Here is a 17,484-nt window from a genome sequence, read left to right on the forward strand (position 1 = left end):
ATTAATCAACTCACTTGCTAAAAATGCGAACCGTAGTTTTCACGTATTACTCTGTACAGAATCACAAATACTGTGGAGATGCAGCGCATCAAGAAGCTCGCCACCTCCTGCGGCTCATTGCCCTGCTCCTCCAACCATCGCGCCAGCTTTGCCAACGTATCAGCCACCTCCCGCGTCACCTTCGCCCGATATTTCTCCGGGTTCAGACTTTGCGGATCGCTAAAAATCGCCACAAACCGATCGAACACCTTCTCATCGCTCAGCTTCTCCAGCGCGATCGTTTCCCGTGCCCCATAGCCGCCATAATTGCCGCTAAAGCTCATCCACAGTTCAAAGTGGGAACCAATGTCGCAGGTCATCACAAACGGCGGTTTGCTTGGCAAAAACGGCGTATAGCTGAGCGCCTGATAAAAGGCTTTCTCCATCGCCGCATCGTAGGTCTTCGTGCCTCGCTTTGCCGTTCCCTTATTAGACGCGCTCCCTCCCTGTTTCGCCTCAATCAGGAAGTGCCCCTCTTTGTAAAAATCAGCGTAGTTCGTACTGAAGCCGTCCTTGTGAATGACCCGAATATCCTTGTCAAAACAGTACGGATCACCTGAAATATTGCCCTTCGGTGGCGGGCGATCGACCCCTAACGCATCACACAGATCGCGAAAAAATCCCTGATAGTTGGCTCGCTCGTTTCCCTGCGACCCTTTCCACGTCTCAATGAACTTCTGGACTCGTTGGCGATCGGTTTCGTTCATGCCTAAATCCTTACTTCCCGAAGCCCCCGCATTCAACTGCGATCGTCTCAAGTCAGCTTTTGGAGAACTACCCCATGAGAATGAACACTTAGGAATGCGAATTAAATAAACTGAAATTCTTGTGGGGTGGGCATCTTGCCCGCCCAGTCAACGAAGTAGAACAATTGACAGGTTATTGGATTCACGATCCTTAGCGTAATTCATTCTGCCTATAGAGTGCCCTCGCTTCCGGCGTGTTTATCAAAAACTTATCTATCAAAGTCCAAAACAGAAAATAATCCTTAGCAAATATGAGTAGATACACTTGTTCTACAGACTTGCCAAGGACTATAATTCAGGTAAGCTGGAGCGTTTTACAAATTGTCCAACCGTTTTATGACTCCACACAATCTGTGAACGGTTAAAATCGCATTATTCCACCGTTACCGACTTCGCCAAATTCCTTGGCTGATCCACATCCAAGCCTCTGCGAGCCGCAATGTGATAGGACAAAAGCTGCATCGGAATTACCGTTAGCAACGGAGAAAGCAGCTCCTCCACCTCCGGCACCGGGAGCAAACTATCAAATACCTCGGCTGCATGGGCATCTGTGGGAGAGGTCACACCAATTAACTGGGCATCGCGGGCTTTGGCCTCCTGGGCATTAGAAATTACCTTCTCGTAGACCGAACCTGGCATAGCGATCGCCACCACAGGCACTTTGGCATCCAGTAGGGCGATCGGCCCGTGTTTCATTTCCCCGGCTGGATAGCCCTCCGCGTGGATGTAGCTAATTTCCTTCAGCTTTAAGGCTCCCTCCAGGGCGATCGGGAAATTGATGCCGCGCCCCACAAAGATAAAGTCCTGGGTTTCTGAGAAATCGTGGGCTAACTCTTCAATCAGGGATTCCTGATCCGCTAAGACCGCTTCGATCTGAGCGGGAATGTGCCACAGGGCGGCAATGATCTCCTGCAAGCGATCGGCGGAAATCGTTTGCCGTTGATGGGCTAAATCGAGAGCCAGGCAGTAGAACGCCATCAGTTGTGCCATGAAGGTTTTTGTAGCGGCCACCCCAATTTCAATGCCAGCATGGGTGTCGATCGCACAGTCTACCAATCGAGTTAAAGTGCTTTGCATTCGGTTGGTAATCCCCAACAATCGAGGACGGAAGGCGGGAGCCAGGTTCGATCGCCGCTCCTTTTCCATGCCGATCGCCGACAGGGTATCTGCCGTTTCCCCAGATTGCGTCACCCCAATCATCAGCGTATGGGGCGTTAGGGGGGGAGGCGCATAGCGATATTCCGATGCATAGTAGACCTGGGTAGGAATCCCAGCCACCTGCTCCAGGAGATACTTACCCACCAGACTGGCGTGCCAGCTCGTACCACAAGCCACAATTTGAATTTGCTGAAGGTCGGTGTAGAGTTCAGGCGGCAAACCCAACTGCACCGGATTCGTGGTTGACTTTGGAGTCCAGGTGCGATCGACATACATCTCTAAACAGGTGCGAACCACACTGGGTTGCTCGTAGATTTCCTTGAGCATAAAGTGGCGGAATCCCTGTTTTTCCACCGCGATCGAGGTTCCACTCAGCAAGTGGGGATGTTTCCGCAACCGCCGACCTGTAAAATCACAAACTTCCACCCCCATCGGTGTCAGGGTAGCCAATTCACCATTTTCCAGGGGTAAAACAGCACGAGTGTGGGGCAAAATTGCCGGAGTATCTGAAGCGCAGAAAAATTCTCCCAGCCCAAAGCCAATCACTAAGGGAGCCTGCTGCCGGGCCGCCACAATTTCATCCGGGAAATCAACACCGAGAACGGCGATCGCAAAGGCTCCTTCTAGCTGATTCACCACCCGCCGCACAGCCTCCGTTAGCGGAGACAGATATTCCTGGAACTCGCCCGCAGATTCCATCTGTTCCAGACATTCGGCAATCAGATTTGGAATCACCTCAGTATCCGTTTCCGTCACGAACGTGTAGCCCCGTTCCTTTAACCCTTCCCGCAGTTCCCGATAGTTTTCCACAATCCCGTTTTGCACCACCGCCACTCGTCGCGTCATATCTAAGTGAGGATGGGCATTGTGTTCTTCTGGCTTGCCGTGGGTCGCCCAGCGGGTATGTCCAATGCCAATCATCCCTGGCATTTCATGCCCCATCAGCTTGTCTTTCAGATGATTCAGCTTGCCTTTTGCCCGAATGCAGTGAATTTTGTCCTCCGACACCGTAGCAATACCCGCCGAATCATAGCCGCGATATTCTAAACAACGTAACCCTTCGAGTAAGATCTCACTGGCAAGCTGAGTTCCAACATAGCCGACAATTCCACACATGGCGAGCATCTCCAGGTAGGACGAAATTGGACTGCATCATATTCTACTCTTCCGGTTCAGATCCAGGTAGCTCAAAATGCCGCAATCAGCGATGCCCCAATCAGCTTGCAGGGAGGAAGTGCAAGTCAGCAAGTTATTTCCGCTTACCAAAAAAGTTAAACAGCCCAGAACCACTTCCCCTGGGAGGAGCATTTCTAGCCGAACTGCGGTTTGGAGGTGGAGTTGGCGCAGAGGGTGATGTTGGAGAAATTCCCAGTCTGGCCGCATAGCGCAGGGCTAACCCATCATTTGGATTGAACTTGAGGGCCTGCCGGAAATGAACCTTGGCCATGCCAGTTAACCCTTGCATCAGGTAAGCGGTAGCCAGCAAAGAATGATATTCGCTGCGATCGGGTTCTAAGCGGATGGCATCCCGTAGTTCCAGCACAACCTGTTGCCAGACTTCCTGGCGAGCATACTGCTTGGCCCGCTCATAGTGACGCTGGGCATAGCTGACGGCGATTTGGGCCGTTTCCACCTTGGAAGGCGTAAACTGGGCAGGCTTGGCCTGTTTCGCCGCCATGATCCCCGTGGGCTTCTCGCGCAGGCTGGGCTGGTTGGACTTGAGATGCAGGTACAGCAGATTTAGTTCAGCAATTTGCTGAGTGATGTGCTCAAACTGAGTCAGGGGCTGAAATTGAGTGGCCGCCAGGTTGGCGATCGTCTGCTCATAGAACACCTCCACTTCTGGCGAAGCAACCTGCAACAGTTGTTGAGCTACCTCACTCTTGGGGATCAAAGCCGCCTCACGACTGAGAGATTGTTCCCTCAAGCGCAGAATCGCTACTTCCTCGACCCGCGTTTTTTCTTGCTTGAGCCGCTGATAAGCTGGGTTTACCAACCGGGTGAGAACCTGATTGGCCAGTTCGCGCATTTCCGCATCTGCGATCCGGTAGCTGTCCGGATGGAGTTGCTTGGCGATGGCATGGTAACGCTTCAAAACACGGCGATCATCAGCGGCTAAAGATAATCCCAGGACAGCATAAGGGTTAGATGCAAACTGATTAAGCCATTCTGGGAGAAACATCTGCGACATCATTAAAATCTCTTGAGCGTAGTATGAGGTTTGTTATGAGATTCTTTAATCATCCAGGCTGGCCAGTAACAATTTCAAAATCACCGTATCGCGGCGTACGGCCGATTACTGGTTACTCATGTGTAGGACACCATAGAAGACTGACCGCGCCTTGATTCCTGCGTCCTGATAGTTGCCTCCTGCTTTCTGGAACACAGTTAAGCAGAATTGGCTCGATCGAATCCAGATGCACCCTGATCACCCTAATATTTGCCTACCGAACCTGGTCAGACTGGACTTTAGTTGAATAATAATGATTTTCCGCATTGACGAAAGCTTAACGTCAAATCAGTCCTCATTGGCGGCTTTCCCTGAAAGTTCGATCGGTTCTAGAAGCAAAAGACTGTGAGGAACCTTCGAACCAGGCTTCAAAACTCATTTCCCAACCTTATTATTCATTTCTGAGACTATTTTGTCCCTGTCCCGTCTGTCCCTGTCCCGTCTGTCCCCGTCCTGCTTGTTACTGTCCATAGACTATATATTATGTATAGACTATACCGTGTTCATTTCCTGTTTGCGGCAAGTTTACCGGATCTTTACCCAATCTTGTGTCAGATAATTTACAATGTTGCTCCTGGCTTGCTGCACTGGATCGCAGTCCTCGAATATTACCTTACTAAAAATAAATCTTGCATTCAGGGTCTAGCTCGATAGGATAGGACAAGACTTGCCATCTTCCTCCCTGCGTTTGCGAGTATGTCTGTGAGTATGTCTGCGAAGAACAAAGACCGAAGAATTGCCGCCCTCTTAGCATTTGCCAGCGCAATCCCCATACCGTTTTTCCCCTCTGGACTCCATAAGTTTTACCTGGGGCAGCTTCGCTGGGGTGCAGTCTACTGGGCTTTGTCATTTACGCCAATTCCCCGATTTGCCAGTGTGTTGGAGGGAGCCTGGTACTTATTCCAAGACCCCGAAGAATTTGACTCTCTGTTTAATGCATTGCCCTCGTCCAATGCATCAGTTCAGACAAAAGTAAAATCCAGCGATGATTTAGGGCAGATTGCAACCATCGCCGATGCCTTAAGACAACTTGATCAACTGCGTCAGGATGGACTCATTTCCGAGTATGAGTTCGAGCAAAAACGGCGATATTTACTAGATCAAATGGGCTAACCCCGGCACAGACGATCGCAATTCTCACTCCCCACTCCCCACTCCCCACTTCTCACTCCTCCCCACTCCCCACCCCTATGCTCCCTGCCTGGCTCCGTCCCCAATTTCCCTCCCGCCGATCAACCCTGCTCAATGATCCGTACTATCGCTTTCAGTCGATCGATGAAGTGCGACTAGCTGGAGAACTGGGGGTTTATATTGATGTGAATCAGGCAGGGGTAGACGACTGGTTGCGCCTGCCGGGAGTCTCGATTCATCAGGCTCGATCGCTCGTTGCCCTGACTCAGTCTGGGGTGCAATTTCACTGTATTGAAGATCTGGCGGCAGCTCTGAGTTTGCCTGTGCAGCGGCTACAGCCATTGACTCCGATCCTGCGGTTTTGCTACTACGATGCCGACAGCCCCTCTACCATTCAACCGATCGATCCCAATGCCGCATCCATAGAGCAGCTCACCCAAATTCCGGCAGTTGACCTGTATCTAGCCAGAGCGATCGTTCACGATCGGCAGCGTCATGGTGCGTACCGTCATTTAGCAGAATTACAACAACGACTGGGATTGTCAGGACAGCTCACGGCTGAGATCATGCACTACTTAAAGTTCAGCCACCGCTGACCAACAGAGAAAATTTGCTGTACAAACGCAAGACTGGAATCCTTCCCTAAATCCCACCTGGCTTCCATGACATAATTTTTGGACTCTTCACCAGTTTTGCAGCTTTTTTGTTTAGCTTGATGATGCACACCGCAATCATTGATTTGAGTAGTTTCCTCTGCCCAAAAAACTGTTTGCCTTATCAAAAAGCGAAGCTTCGCATGGCTTCTATTAGAATTCCCAAAAGAGTTTTAGTCATTGATGATGAAACTCATGTTCGAGAAATTATTCAAACCTGTTTAGAAGCCTTTGCCGGATGGAGGGTGAGTAGCGCAGAATCAGCAAAGGTTGGATTGGTCATGGTCAATGCTGATCCACCCGATGCGATCGTTTTAGATGTGACGATGCCCGAAATGAGCGGCCTTGATTTTTTGCAGGCATTGCGAACTAATCCAGAGACTCAATCGATTCCAGTCGTCTTACTCACTGCCAGAGCAGACCTCATCGAACCCGATCGCCTCCGTCGATTAGCAGTTTCAGGGGGAATTACCAAACCCTTTGATGCCACCACCCTCCATCAACAAATCGCTCAAATGCTAGGTTGGGAACTACTCTAAACCCATGGCATTCCTGAGTTCAGTGCCATCCGTTGCAGGGTATGGCTCAATCAGGGTATGGCACTGGCTATGTTGAACGGCTAGATGTAGGGGCATAGCAGAGGCATAACATGGTACATCTCCACGGATAGTGTATCAAGCCAGCCAAGGCATCAGTACGGTTAATGGATAGTGCAAATCAAAAATTTTTTGAACCGCCGCTTTGAAATTCAGAAGTTTTTCATCTTTCCTCAGTATCGTCACAGTAGATGACTTAGATCAGAATTGTCAAACTAGATACAGCACGCTTCATCCCCTGACTTTCTCCAACGCCTCCTTCATCCCCCTATCCTTCACCCCCTAATTTTCTAAAATCGATCGAACCATGCCTATCCCCCTCCGCTTCAAATTTCCAATCTGGTCTTACCTGGCCCAGCTCTTACTGAACTCCAAAGACAGAGTCGTTGATCCATTCTGGTTTTGGCAGTGTTATGCCCGTGATCACTTATATGCCTGCTGGGCCAAAAGTAGCGTATTGAATGTTTGCAATCATCAACCAAACCCTGAACATTTGAGCGATTTACCTCCTGCTGAAAGTTTACCGTTCGCTGATGAATCATCTGAGGCATTCAATTTGTCCATTTACTCTCCTTTGCTTGAGCCGATTCCAAATCCAGTTTTAGTTGTGTTTTTAGAAAGATGTTGGGAACGTAGCAACGGTTAGGTCACTACAAGCCACACTGCATCATGAAATTTTCCATCCTTCTTGCCAATCCTCTCAGCGGTGCAAAAACGATCGATTAATTATGAACAGTCCTCCCGAAGCATTATTTCCCCTGACAGATTTTTCTGCTTTATTCAGTCCAGAGTCTGATATGACTGCATTATCGGTACCCGATCGCACAGGCATTGTTCTGTTGGTTAGCAGCGATCGATTACTTCATCGAACGATGCATCAGATGATAACTCAAGAACACTACCATTTAGTCAGCACTTTTAGCCCCCCGGAAGCGATCGCAGTCAATCAAATTCTCGCCCCCGATCTGATCTTCATCGATGCTGACCTGAAAAATGCCGAAGGGTTTACCTGTTGTCAAACCTTGCGCCGTTTGTCAGCCTGTATCGCTACGCCTATTGTGATGCTGAATGTTTCAGATGATCCAGATGCAATCGATCGAGTGTTTACAGCAGGAGCCTTTGATTATGTTCCTCAGCCTATTCATTGGGCTGCACTGCGCCATCGGACGCGACATCTCATTCAATCCCATCAAGCCTACCGACAGCTACAGGATACAAACGCTAATTTAAAGCATCAGTTTAATGTTCAAAAATCTGAACAGCAATCAAGAATACAAAAATTAGAACAAGATAACCAATTCAAAGATCATTTTCTGAACACCGTTACCCATGAACTGCGATCGCCCCTCTCCAATATGCTGCTGTCCATTCAGCTATTAGAAACTCTGCTTAAAAACAATTTAGTAACCGATGGTGAAGATAAGACGAATTATTCAAATTATAAAAAAAGCTTAGAATATCTCCAGATATTGCGCAGCGAATGTGAACGAGAAGTTAATTTAGTGAATGACCTCCTTGATCTACAGAAGGTAGAAGCAGATTCACAACCTTTGTGCATGGAAACGATCGTCTGGCAAGAATGGGCAAAGGACATTATTCTGTCCTTCAAGGAGCGAACCCAACACCATCAACAAAGCTTATACACCTATCTAGAGCCTGCTCTGCCCGACACTACGATTGACGCTGCCAGGCTGGCACAAATTATTAGAGAACTGATGCATAATGCCTGCAAATACACTCCTCCTGGAGAAAACATCGTTGTCACCGTAAAGCAGTCTGACCAAACGCTATGCCTGTCCGTCAGCAACTCTGGAGTTGAAATTCCAGAAGCAGAGTACGAGCACATCTTTGAACGGTTTTACCGAATTCCCGGCAGCGATCGCCAGAGGCAGGGGGGCACTGGACTGGGACTGACGATCGTGAAGCATCTAGTTCACCGCTTGCATGGCTCCATCACCCTTGAGAGCCGCAACCAATGGACTCACTTTCATGTAGTACTGCCATTAGACCTCCGCCGCTACAACCACGAAGTGCTTGGGAAGAATGCCCAGGATGCAGGGTTGTAAAGCGGATGTAAGGTCGCACAGCAGTGCGCCCCTAACGGGTATGTTATTTTGCCGCATCCCCCTTGGAGATTTTGGCCGCCAAAACCTCGCCAGAGTTTTTGGATAGCACTGGATTCACGAAGGGAGAAAGGGGAAGCGTTAGCAGGAGAAATATGAGAAATGTGGGAAATATAAGTAAAGGTGGGAAATGTGTGGAATTATTGCGTTCCCGCTTTTCAAGCCATTGCTTTATAAGTTTTTTATTTTTCTTGATTAGGCTCAAGGTGTTCAGTCAAAAAGCTTAAAAACGCTTATAAAACCCTATGGCAACCTGCCCCTGCTGCTCTCACCCCCTTCTCCGCCACATTCGCAACCATCAAGTGGCTTACTTCTGTCGGCACTGCTGGCAGGATATGCCTTTGTGCGAAACACCAACCCCCGACCCTGTCCTATCTCCGGGTTTAGCTGGGCTTTATATTCATCAACGCCATACTTCCCTTAGTTGTTCATCCACCAAGCTCATGGATAGCCCCTTCGAGCAAGTCAAACTCAGCAGCGACAGACTCAATCGTGTCAGGCTGGCAGATGATGAACTGAGGCATCAACGGATCTCTTCCTCTGAATCGATGATCGCTTACCCTTCCCTCCATACCGAGCGATCGCTCGCCGCTTCAAACTAATAGCCTGCAAATGCGAGTAGAACGCCTGTTCTCCTCAAGTATCAAGCATCCATCCCAGTATTTTGCGGCAGAAATCTGCCTACCCCGTTTGCCTCCGAGTCCTGACCGCTGACTCCCTTTCAAGGGGTGCCGAACGAATGCCAGGGGTTACCAGTTTTTTCCGTTTGATTTACCTCGGCTTACCGTTCAGTCGCTTCGAGGCAACCAAGTTAATCCATTTAGAGGGCCAGGGCTAAGATGAGTAGAAATCCCTAGCCCTCTCATCTTAGGAGCGATCAAATTGAGGCAGCCTAGGATTTATTTACGAAACTTAAAATATTTGACCGCAAATTAATTTACATCTCTATACACCCTTTACGGGATTTAGAGGGAATGGAAACGCTGTCTTTCCTCTGAGGGCAAGAGTTTGAGTAAATCTTAAAAAAATCTAAAATCCATGAGCTGTATGCCACTTCACTGAGAGGCGTAAAGAAGTGTAACGAATTATTTGTTTGAATAACGCCGAAGCGACTGTTTTACGAAGGTTTCGGAGAATCTTCTATAGTCTTTGATACAACTCAACAACTCGTAACAAACAAAGACCCGACAGCGTTGTATAAGAATACCTGGAGGGTATAAACAACAGACAAAAACAATTCAAACTACTGGTAAATCAAGACTTTTTGTTCTCTCATACAAATGTGAAATTTTCTCAGATTTCTCTGAATGACTGGTTCATACTTCATCGTAAGCTCTGATAAGTTTTGAAGCAGTCTGGATGGGAGAGTGGTCAAGACCAGGATTTGAGTTCTGTTGTTGACTCTTTCAAGTTGTTTAGCCAGCTTGAACTAAATAACTGCTGAAATCTCAAGGTTTGAATCGAAACCGAACTTAACTAAAACGATTAGGAGATTGAGTCCATGCTAGACGCATTCGCTAAAGTTGTTTCTCAAGCCGATGCAAAGGGTGAATTTTTGAGCAATGCTCAGTTTGATGCATTGTCCGGTTTGGTTAAAGAGGGCAGCAAGCGGTTGGATGTTGTAAACCGCATCACCAGCAACGCTTCCACGATCGTTGCTAACGCTGCTCGCGCTTTGTTTGAGGAGCAACCTCAGCTAATCTCTCCTGGTGGTAATGCGTACACCAACCGTCGCATGGCTGCTTGCTTGCGCGACATGGAAATCATCTTGCGCTATGTAACCTATGCCACTCTGGCTGGTGACTCTAGCGTTCTTGATGATCGCTGCCTGAACGGTCTGCGCGAAACCTACCAAGCTCTGGGTGTTCCTGGTGGTTCCGTTGCAGCTGGTGTTCAGAAGATGAAGGATGCTGCTATCTCGATCGCTAACGATCCGGCTGGTATCACTCCTGGCGATTGCAGTGCCCTGGTTTCTGAAGTTTCCAGCTACTTCGATCGCGCTGCTGCTGCTGTTGCTTAATTAAGGGATTTGTTTTTAGGGTTGGTTTTTAGGGCGGCTGGTTGACTGAGTTTACTCAACAGTAAGCCTGCCATGCAGCTAAAAGTCGATCGCTAAAAACTGGCAACTAGACAACTCTTTATTGAACGCAAACCTTTTCGGACTACAAACTTTAGGGAGATAACTCAACATGAAGACCCCCATTACTGAGGCAATCGCTGCTGCTGATACTCAAGGTCGTTTTCTCAGCAACACTGAGCTTCAAGCTGCTAATGGACGGTTTGAGCGTGCTGTTGCCAGCATGGAAGCAGCTCGTGCTCTGACGAACAAGGCTCAACAACTGATCGACGGTGCTGCAAACGCTGTTTATCAGAAGTTCCCCTACACCACTCAAATGCAAGGTGCTAACTTTGCTTCTGATTCTCGTGGTAAGTCCAAGTGTGCTCGTGACATCGGCTACTACCTGCGGATGGTCACCTACTGCTTGGTTGCAGGTGGAACTGGACCCATGGATGAGTACCTGATCGCTGGTCTGGATGAAATCAACCGCACGTTTGACCTTTCCCCCAGCTGGTACGTTGAAGCCCTGAAGCACATCAAGGCAAATCATGGTTTGTCTGGTCAGGCCGCTAACGAAGCGAACACCTACATCGACTACGCGATCAACGCTCTCAGCTAGTTGTTAGATCGTGCAGCCCGGAAAGGTATGCGGTTGCTGGTAGTTCTAGCAATGGTTTACTTTTCCGGGCACGTTTTATCTAAAGCTCAATTAAGACAATCTGTTTAAGTGCCTGTCCAATCTCTCTGAGGGTCTGGACTGGGTTCAATGGGATAAGGGATGAAAGGCGCAGGGTGAGAGGATGAGTATTGCTTGCTTCTGCGTTGCAGGGTCAAGAGAGTCTGAATTTGTATAACCCCTACAAGTTGCTTCTGTCTTTCCTGCAATCAGGTTTTGCGATCGCTGTAGCTCCATTGAATTGCGTTAGCGAACGGACTACCGTTTTGTAGCTCTCTTCATCTTCTACTTTCATTCTTTATTTCTAAGTGCCTGCTTGAAGACTTTCAGAGTTTCTGAACCTTAATCCCAGGTCGGGTTGGATAGGGTCTAAGTGTATTCGCTTTCTCGCTTGATGGAGGAGATTTCCCGTGCCTATCACAGCAGCAGCATCCCGGTTAGGAACATCCGCCTTTAGCGATGCCGCGCGCATCGAATTACGTCCCAATTTCACTGAAGCGGACGCAGAAGTCGTTATTCGTGCGGTGTATCGCCAATTGTTGGGCAATGACTACTTGATGGCCTCTGAACGGCTGACCAGTGCAGAGTCCCTTTTGCAAAATGGCAAGCTTTCGGTCAGAGAGTTTGTCCGCAGCGTTGCCAAGTCTGAATTGTACAAGAAGAAGTTTTTTCACGGTAATTTTCAGACTCGCGTGATTGAGTTGAACTACAAGCACTTACTCGGTCGCGCTCCCTACGACGAATCCGAGGTGATCTTCCACCTGGATCTGTATGAAACCGAAGGGTTTGATGCTGATATTGACTCCTACATTGATTCCCAGGAGTATCAGGCTGCCTTTGGTGAGAATATTGTGCCCTACTATCGTGGCTTCCAGTTCCATGCCGGAGCCAGAACCGTTGGCTTCAGCCGGATGTTCCAACTGTATCGCGGCTATGCGAACAGCGATCGCTCCCAAACTCAGGGTAGCAATTCTCGCCTGGCCCGTGAACTAGCACAGAACCGGGCTTCATCGATTCTTAGCCCTTCCGGCAGTACGGGTTGGTCATTCTATCGGGCTTCCGATGATGCAACGCCCAACAAGTGCCTGGGTGGTTCTGTGGCTGGGGACAGCTCACGTGTGTATCGGATTGAAGTGGCCGGCATTCGGGCAGCAGGGTATCCCAGTGTGCGTCGCAGTAGCGTAGCTTATCTGGTTCCTTACAATCAGTTGTCGAATAAGATGCAGCAAATTCAGCGGCAAGGTGGCAGAATCGTTAGTGTTTCACCTGCTTAGAAGGTTTAAGCATTCGGCCAACCTGCGCCAGTGGGGCAAATTTGTTGCTGAATGCTTTTGACTACAGCTTATTCTGTTGTTGAAACTCAACTCACACATTGGGAGGAAACGGATTCATGTTTGGTCAAACTGCGGTTGGTAGTTCTGCCAATACACCTTCGGGAAGCCGGATGTTCCGGTATGAAGTCGTTGGACTTCGCCAAAATGATTCAACCGATCGCAACAACTACTCCATTCGTCGGAGCGGCAGTGTATTTATCACCGTGCCCTACAACCGGATGAATGAAGAGATGCAGCGCATCTTACGCATGGGTGGCAAGATTGTTAACATCGAGCCGCTGGGTAATGATGCGGGCAATGGTGCTGGCAAAAGTGCTGAATAGATCGGTTTAAGTTACGGTTAGTCATTAACGGTTAGCACAGGAAAATCTGAGTAGCTCAGATTTTAGGTGATTCGCCTGCTTGGGTTAATTGTTAGCGGCTAACCGCTCCTAGTTTTTCACAACCACGGTTGCCTTCTGGTTCTACTGGTTCTCAACTAGTTCTCAATTAGTTCTTGACGGTCTTCACGTATCCTGCTAATTACCTGCTGAATGTTGGAGCAATCCCCTAATTCCCCTTCCCCAGAGTGCTCGCCCGGTGCTGAACCGTTAACGCCGGAGCAAGCGATCGCTAACTTGACGCACTCAGACCTGAGTTTGCGGTACTATGCCGCCTGGTGGCTGGGAAAGTATCGAGTCAAGCATCCTGCTGCCGTTGATGGATTGATTGCCGCGTTGGAAGATGAGTCCGATCGAACGGAGTTGGGAGGTTATCCCCTCCGGCGCAATGCTGCACGGGCCTTGGGCAAGCTAGAGGATCAACGGGCTGTTCCTGGACTGGTGCGCTGCCTTACCTGCGAAGATTTTTATGTTAGGGAAGCGGCGGCTCAATCTTTGGGAATGCTGGGTGATCCGGTTTGCATTCCAGACCTGTTACCCCTGCTCCAGGGTGGTGTAGATGCAGCCCGGCCAATTCCCGGTCGTCCCCATCTGGCTCAACCCTATGAAGCTGTGATGGAAGCGTTGGGAATGCTGGCTCCACGGACAGAATGGACTGCTGAGGCGATCGAATTGATTCGACCATTTTTGCAACATTCGACGGAGCGGGTGTGTTACTCAGCAACGCGGGCCATGTATCAACTCACAGGTGACTCCACCTATGGCGATCGGTTGATCCAGGCTCTTTCTGCCAGTGATATTAACCTCCGACGAGTCGCCCTTTCAGATTTAGGAGCGGTTGGATACCTGCCTGCCGCTGAAGCAATTTTCAATGCGGCCGCTGAAAACAGCTTTAAACTCTTCTCTCTCAAAGGTGTGTTGGAGCGACAAGTTGAACCATCAGATTCTTCACTTTCTCCAGATGCAGTTCGTGTAATGGAACTGATGGATAAGTTGTTGTAAGTCGTTGTCAGTAGCTTATATTATCCTTTTGATTCCCGTGTCTGATCCTACTTCCGTTCAAAAGCTGATTCAGGATGTTGAGCAAGCAGATTCGCCAGAGCGGTTAATGATGGCGGTTCAGGCTTTGGCCTCGGCACGGTCAGAAACAGGGATGCCAATGCTGATTCGGGCATTGGGGTTCAACAATCCGGGGGCGGCCGCTGTTGCGGTGCAGGGATTGATAAAAATGGGAGCGGTAGCAGTGCAACCGTTGCTCGATCTGTTGGATGATTATAACTATGGAGCGAGAGCCTGGGCGATTCGAGCACTTGTTGCGATCGCTGACCCGCGTGCGTTGGATGTACTGCTGACGGCGGCTGCGGCAGATTTTGCTCCCAGTGTTCGTCGGGCTGCTACTAAAGGGTTGGGAACGCTGCAATGGCATCTGCTGCCAGATCATGATTCGATCGCTGCCCAGGGACGAGTTCTACAAACCCTGTTGGCGATCGCGGCAGATTCAGATTGGTCGCTTCGGTATGCTGCCACCGTAGGATTGGAATCCCTTGGGAAAGCGGCTCATCCAAATTTGCTCACCCAGATTTTGACACGGCTACAGCAAATGGTTGAAACGGAGTCTGATTTGGCCGTTCAAGCCAGAGTTCGCAGGGCAATTACTGTTCTGATGAATCCCTCGATCGCCTCTGAACCGCGATCGATCTCGCTTTCTACAGTCACCCACTAGATAGGAAAAACACTGATGTCGATTCCTCTGCTTAAGGTCAAGCCGCAAACTCAAAACCAGCGCGTTGATGGTTATGATGTGCTGGACGAAGACGATCCCCAGATGTATCGCCTTGCCGATGCCATTTCTGACTCGGATGTGAACGCCATCATTTGGGCCGCCTATCGGCAAATTTTTAGTGAGCATCTCATTCTGGAAAGCTACCGGCAGCCGTTTCTGGAGTCTCAACTACGAAATCGGGCAATCACCGTACGGGAATTTGTGCGGGGGTTGGGAAAAACCGATACTTTCCGGGAGCAAATCGCTGAATTGAATTCTAACTATCGTCTGGTAGACATCGTCTTCAAACGGTTTTTAGGGCGGGCCAGCTATGGCAAAGATGAGCAAATTGCTCAGTCGATCGTGATTGCCACCAAGGGACTGCATGGCTTCATTGATGCAGTGGTCGATGGCGAAGAGTATGCGACTAACTTTGGCGATGACATTGTGCCCTACCAACGCCGCCGGATGGAAGCACGTCCGTTCAATCTGGTCAATCCCCGCTATGGAGACTACTGGCGGATGCGTCAGCTTGAACTGGGTCTGGCAACTCGGTCTTACTACCAGGTACGGCGTTATCAGGCGGGCGATCTGGATAGAAAGGTAATTCGCCAGGCAATTCCAGCGGCGTTTCTCAACATGGCCCAAAGCATGGTCATTCCCCAGATTACGCCTCAACGCGATGTGGCCCGAGCAACGGCAAGCTCCATTAAAATTCCAGACATGACTCGCAACGGAGATATGGTGAAGCCAATGGTGAAGCCCGTGTCGGTGGCACTGCCCTATCGTTATTTGCCTTCTGCTCCGAAGAGTTAGTGAGGAGTGAGGAGTGAGGAGCGAGGAGTGAACCCGCGAAGGGATGATAACAACCATTATCTTTATTGCAGTTCTTGCTGCCTGGATGTAAGTTCGTTGTGCAGTGTCTCCCTGTTCCCACTCCTGACCCTCGCCTCCCTACTTAAATCTTTCACGATTAAAAAACCATGTCTATTCCATTACTGACTTACAGTCCAACGTCCCAAAACCATCGGGTTTCGGGGTATGAAGTTCCGAGTGAAGATACACCCTATATCTACCGCTTGGAGGATTGCACCGATAATAATGATTTGGAGCAACTGATTTGGGCTGCCTACCGGCAGGTTTTCAGTGAGCACGTCATTCTCAAGAGCAGCCGCCAGGTTGATCTTGAATCGCAGCTCAAAAATCGCGTTATTACCGTTCGGGATTTTATTCGCGGACTGGCCAAGACGGAAACCTATCGCAAGCTGGTGATCGAAACCAACTCTAACTATCGAGTGGTGGATATCAGTTTGAAACGGTTGCTGGGCCGTGCTTCCTATAACCAGGATGAGCAAATTGCCTGGTCGATCAAGATTGCCACGGAAGGATTTGATGGCTTTGTCGATCAGGTGGTGGATAGCGATGAGTACACGACGAATTTTGGGGATACAACGGTTCCCTATCAGCGTCGGCGTTACAAGGATCGGCCGTTCAACCTGGTGACACCTCGTTACGGTGATTACTGGCGCGATCGACTGGATGAACAAAGCTATAAACCGGGCAAGGTCAGCAACTTCCTGGATATGGCCCGTTCTATTTCCATTACGCCGGCTCAATTCAACAAGGTTCAGGTGGATAGGATTCAAATTCCGGATACGAGCCGGAGTTCCAGTGCTGGAGTTCCAGTTTCGATCAACCCTGTAGCTAGTTTCCCGTCCCGTTAACGCTTCGGGTGAGCGTTGCTGACCCGTACTTTTATCCCGAAAGGAAGGTCTGGTATGACATTACCTTTATTGGAATACAAACCCACCACTCAGAATCAGCGAGTCCCAGGCTTTGGACTGGCGGATCTGAATGAGGATGCACCCTACCTTTATCGAACTGAGGATGCAACTTCTTCATCTGAGATGGATGACCTGATTCAAGCGGCCTATCGTCAGGTATTCAATGAACAGGAACAGCTCCAATTTAACCGTCAGGTTGCTCTGGAAACGCAGTTAAAAAACCGATCGATTTCAGTTCGTGATTTTATCCGGGGGTTAGCCAAATCGGAGCGGTTCTATTGCCTGGTGGTGGAACCAAATAACAATTACCGCCTGGTAGAACTGGCACTGAAGCGACTGCTAGGACGAATGCCCTATAACCGCGATGAGGAAATTGCCTGGTCAATTCAAATTGCAACCCTGGGCTGGGAGCGGTTTGTAGATGCACTGCTGGATAGTGAAGAGTACGATCGCGCCTTTGGCAACAATGTCGTTCCTTACCAGCGCAAGCGGATGACGGAGCGGCCCTTTAGCTTTACGCCACGCTATGGGGCAGATTACCGCGATCGATTGCCTGCGCCGAAGCCCTACGTACCCGTCGGACGCTTTGAGCTCAACTTTGATCAGCCGTTTAATCTACGAACGTTTATGCGATCAACAAACTGGGGGCGCGTTTCTGGCGTGCTGCTCCTGCTGGCGTTGCTTTGCACCTTCATGCTGATGATTGCTTCGTTTGCGGCAAATTCGGCGGATAGATTACAGAGAGCAACAAAGCGACCCAATCCTTGGGATAATAAGCCAAAGCGGTTGTTCTTTTAGTTGCTTTTTCAAACT

Annotated in this window: 17 protein-coding genes; 14 read left to right on the plus strand and 3 right to left on the minus strand. The window is 49.4% G+C overall.

Annotation, left to right across the window (positions count from 1 at the left end; all coding sequences use genetic code 11):
- Positions 1 to 17 precede the first annotated feature (17 nt).
- The 3 genes from ACM1PF_RS30395 to ACM1PF_RS30405 form a co-directional block, all read right to left on the minus strand.
- A complete protein-coding gene (locus ACM1PF_RS30395; RefSeq protein ID WP_416670133.1) occupies positions 18 to 746 on the minus strand; it encodes a type IIL restriction-modification enzyme MmeI in 729 nt (242 codons plus the stop codon).
- Positions 747 to 1,157: 411 nt separating this feature from the next.
- A complete protein-coding gene (gene glmS / locus ACM1PF_RS30400) occupies positions 1,158 to 3,059 on the minus strand; it encodes a glutamine--fructose-6-phosphate transaminase (isomerizing) (protein ID WP_416670135.1) in 1,902 nt (633 codons plus the stop codon).
- 133 nt (positions 3,060 to 3,192) lie between these two features.
- A complete protein-coding gene (locus ACM1PF_RS30405; protein ID WP_416670137.1) occupies positions 3,193 to 4,137 on the minus strand; it encodes a J domain-containing protein in 945 nt (314 codons plus the stop codon).
- A gap of 744 nt (positions 4,138 to 4,881) precedes the next feature.
- Here ACM1PF_RS30405 and ACM1PF_RS30410 point away from each other — a divergent pair.
- The 14 genes from ACM1PF_RS30410 to ACM1PF_RS30475 all read left to right on the plus strand — a co-directional run bounded on the left by ACM1PF_RS30410 (position 4,882) and on the right by ACM1PF_RS30475 (position 17,469).
- Complete coding sequence (locus ACM1PF_RS30410) at positions 4,882 to 5,286, plus strand: SHOCT domain-containing protein (protein ID WP_416670138.1); 405 nt, start codon at positions 4,882 to 4,884, stop codon at positions 5,284 to 5,286.
- 77 nt (positions 5,287 to 5,363) lie between these two features.
- Complete coding sequence (locus ACM1PF_RS30415; RefSeq protein WP_416670140.1) at positions 5,364 to 5,900, plus strand: helix-hairpin-helix domain-containing protein; 537 nt, start codon at positions 5,364 to 5,366, stop codon at positions 5,898 to 5,900.
- A 200-nt stretch (positions 5,901 to 6,100) separates the two neighbouring features.
- Positions 6,101 to 6,496, plus strand: coding sequence for a response regulator (locus ACM1PF_RS30420; protein ID WP_416670142.1), 396 nt, complete (start codon positions 6,101 to 6,103; stop codon positions 6,494 to 6,496).
- A 785-nt stretch (positions 6,497 to 7,281) separates the two neighbouring features.
- On the plus strand, positions 7,282 to 8,619 hold the full coding sequence (locus tag ACM1PF_RS30425) for a hybrid sensor histidine kinase/response regulator (protein WP_416670144.1): 1,338 nt from the start codon (positions 7,282 to 7,284) through the stop codon (positions 8,617 to 8,619).
- 302 nt (positions 8,620 to 8,921) lie between these two features.
- Positions 8,922 to 9,278 carry a hypothetical protein gene (locus ACM1PF_RS30430; RefSeq protein ID WP_416670146.1) on the plus strand — a complete coding sequence of 119 codons (357 nt, stop codon included), beginning with the start codon at positions 8,922 to 8,924 and terminating at the stop codon, positions 9,276 to 9,278.
- Positions 9,279 to 10,177: 899 nt separating this feature from the next.
- Complete coding sequence (locus ACM1PF_RS30435) at positions 10,178 to 10,696, plus strand: phycocyanin subunit beta (protein WP_416670148.1); 519 nt, start codon at positions 10,178 to 10,180, stop codon at positions 10,694 to 10,696.
- A 169-nt stretch (positions 10,697 to 10,865) separates the two neighbouring features.
- Complete coding sequence (cpcA, locus tag ACM1PF_RS30440) at positions 10,866 to 11,354, plus strand: phycocyanin subunit alpha (protein ID WP_416670150.1); 489 nt, start codon at positions 10,866 to 10,868, stop codon at positions 11,352 to 11,354.
- 467 nt (positions 11,355 to 11,821) lie between these two features.
- Positions 11,822 to 12,685, plus strand: coding sequence for a phycobilisome rod-core linker polypeptide (locus ACM1PF_RS30445; RefSeq protein ID WP_416670152.1), 864 nt, complete (start codon positions 11,822 to 11,824; stop codon positions 12,683 to 12,685).
- Positions 12,686 to 12,801: 116 nt separating this feature from the next.
- On the plus strand, positions 12,802 to 13,068 hold the full coding sequence (locus ACM1PF_RS30450) for a phycobilisome linker polypeptide (RefSeq protein ID WP_416670154.1): 267 nt from the start codon (positions 12,802 to 12,804) through the stop codon (positions 13,066 to 13,068).
- Positions 13,069 to 13,278: 210 nt separating this feature from the next.
- On the plus strand, positions 13,279 to 14,127 hold the full coding sequence (locus ACM1PF_RS30455) for a HEAT repeat domain-containing protein (protein ID WP_416670156.1): 849 nt from the start codon (positions 13,279 to 13,281) through the stop codon (positions 14,125 to 14,127).
- 37 nt (positions 14,128 to 14,164) lie between these two features.
- The gene (locus ACM1PF_RS30460; protein WP_416670157.1) at positions 14,165 to 14,848 is read left to right on the plus strand and encodes a HEAT repeat domain-containing protein; all 684 of its coding nucleotides are present in this window, start codon (positions 14,165 to 14,167) and stop codon (positions 14,846 to 14,848) included.
- 15 nt (positions 14,849 to 14,863) lie between these two features.
- Positions 14,864 to 15,703, plus strand: coding sequence for a phycobilisome rod-core linker polypeptide (locus tag ACM1PF_RS30465; RefSeq protein ID WP_416670159.1), 840 nt, complete (start codon positions 14,864 to 14,866; stop codon positions 15,701 to 15,703).
- A gap of 167 nt (positions 15,704 to 15,870) precedes the next feature.
- On the plus strand, positions 15,871 to 16,611 hold the full coding sequence (locus tag ACM1PF_RS30470) for a phycobilisome rod-core linker polypeptide (RefSeq protein WP_416670161.1): 741 nt from the start codon (positions 15,871 to 15,873) through the stop codon (positions 16,609 to 16,611).
- A 54-nt stretch (positions 16,612 to 16,665) separates the two neighbouring features.
- Positions 16,666 to 17,469, plus strand: coding sequence for a phycobilisome rod-core linker polypeptide (locus tag ACM1PF_RS30475; protein ID WP_416670163.1), 804 nt, complete (start codon positions 16,666 to 16,668; stop codon positions 17,467 to 17,469).
- Positions 17,470 to 17,484 lie beyond the last annotated feature (15 nt).

Origin of the sequence: Egbenema bharatensis FJBBOT/2019 (assembly GCF_048077055.1) — a bacterium.
GTDB classification, from domain to species: domain Bacteria; phylum Cyanobacteriota; class Cyanobacteriia; order Elainellales; family Elainellaceae; genus Egbenema; species Egbenema bharatensis.

What these genes read in the sequence shown, in the direction of transcription:
- ACM1PF_RS30395 (WP_416670133.1), bottom strand. Translation starts at nt 746, where the DNA reads ATGAACGAAACCGATCGCCAACGAGTCCAGAAGTTCATTGAGACGTGG.
- glmS (WP_416670135.1), bottom strand. Translation starts at nt 3,059, where the DNA reads ATGTGTGGAATTGTCGGCTATGTTGGAACTCAGCTTGCCAGTGAGATC.
- ACM1PF_RS30405 (WP_416670137.1), bottom strand. Translation starts at nt 4,137, where the DNA reads ATGATGTCGCAGATGTTTCTCCCAGAATGGCTTAATCAGTTTGCATCT.
- ACM1PF_RS30410 (WP_416670138.1), top strand. Translation starts at nt 4,882, where the DNA reads ATGTCTGCGAAGAACAAAGACCGAAGAATTGCCGCCCTCTTAGCATTT.
- ACM1PF_RS30415 (WP_416670140.1), top strand. Translation starts at nt 5,364, where the DNA reads ATGCTCCCTGCCTGGCTCCGTCCCCAATTTCCCTCCCGCCGATCAACC.
- ACM1PF_RS30420 (WP_416670142.1), top strand. Translation starts at nt 6,101, where the DNA reads ATGGCTTCTATTAGAATTCCCAAAAGAGTTTTAGTCATTGATGATGAA.
- ACM1PF_RS30425 (WP_416670144.1), top strand. Translation starts at nt 7,282, where the DNA reads ATGAACAGTCCTCCCGAAGCATTATTTCCCCTGACAGATTTTTCTGCT.
- ACM1PF_RS30430 (WP_416670146.1), top strand. Translation starts at nt 8,922, where the DNA reads ATGGCAACCTGCCCCTGCTGCTCTCACCCCCTTCTCCGCCACATTCGC.
- ACM1PF_RS30435 (WP_416670148.1), top strand. Translation starts at nt 10,178, where the DNA reads ATGCTAGACGCATTCGCTAAAGTTGTTTCTCAAGCCGATGCAAAGGGT.
- cpcA (WP_416670150.1), top strand. Translation starts at nt 10,866, where the DNA reads ATGAAGACCCCCATTACTGAGGCAATCGCTGCTGCTGATACTCAAGGT.
- ACM1PF_RS30450 (WP_416670154.1), top strand. Translation starts at nt 12,802, where the DNA reads ATGTTTGGTCAAACTGCGGTTGGTAGTTCTGCCAATACACCTTCGGGA.
- ACM1PF_RS30455 (WP_416670156.1), top strand. Translation starts at nt 13,279, where the DNA reads ATGTTGGAGCAATCCCCTAATTCCCCTTCCCCAGAGTGCTCGCCCGGT.
- ACM1PF_RS30465 (WP_416670159.1), top strand. Translation starts at nt 14,864, where the DNA reads ATGTCGATTCCTCTGCTTAAGGTCAAGCCGCAAACTCAAAACCAGCGC.
- ACM1PF_RS30470 (WP_416670161.1), top strand. Translation starts at nt 15,871, where the DNA reads ATGTCTATTCCATTACTGACTTACAGTCCAACGTCCCAAAACCATCGG.
- ACM1PF_RS30475 (WP_416670163.1), top strand. Translation starts at nt 16,666, where the DNA reads ATGACATTACCTTTATTGGAATACAAACCCACCACTCAGAATCAGCGA.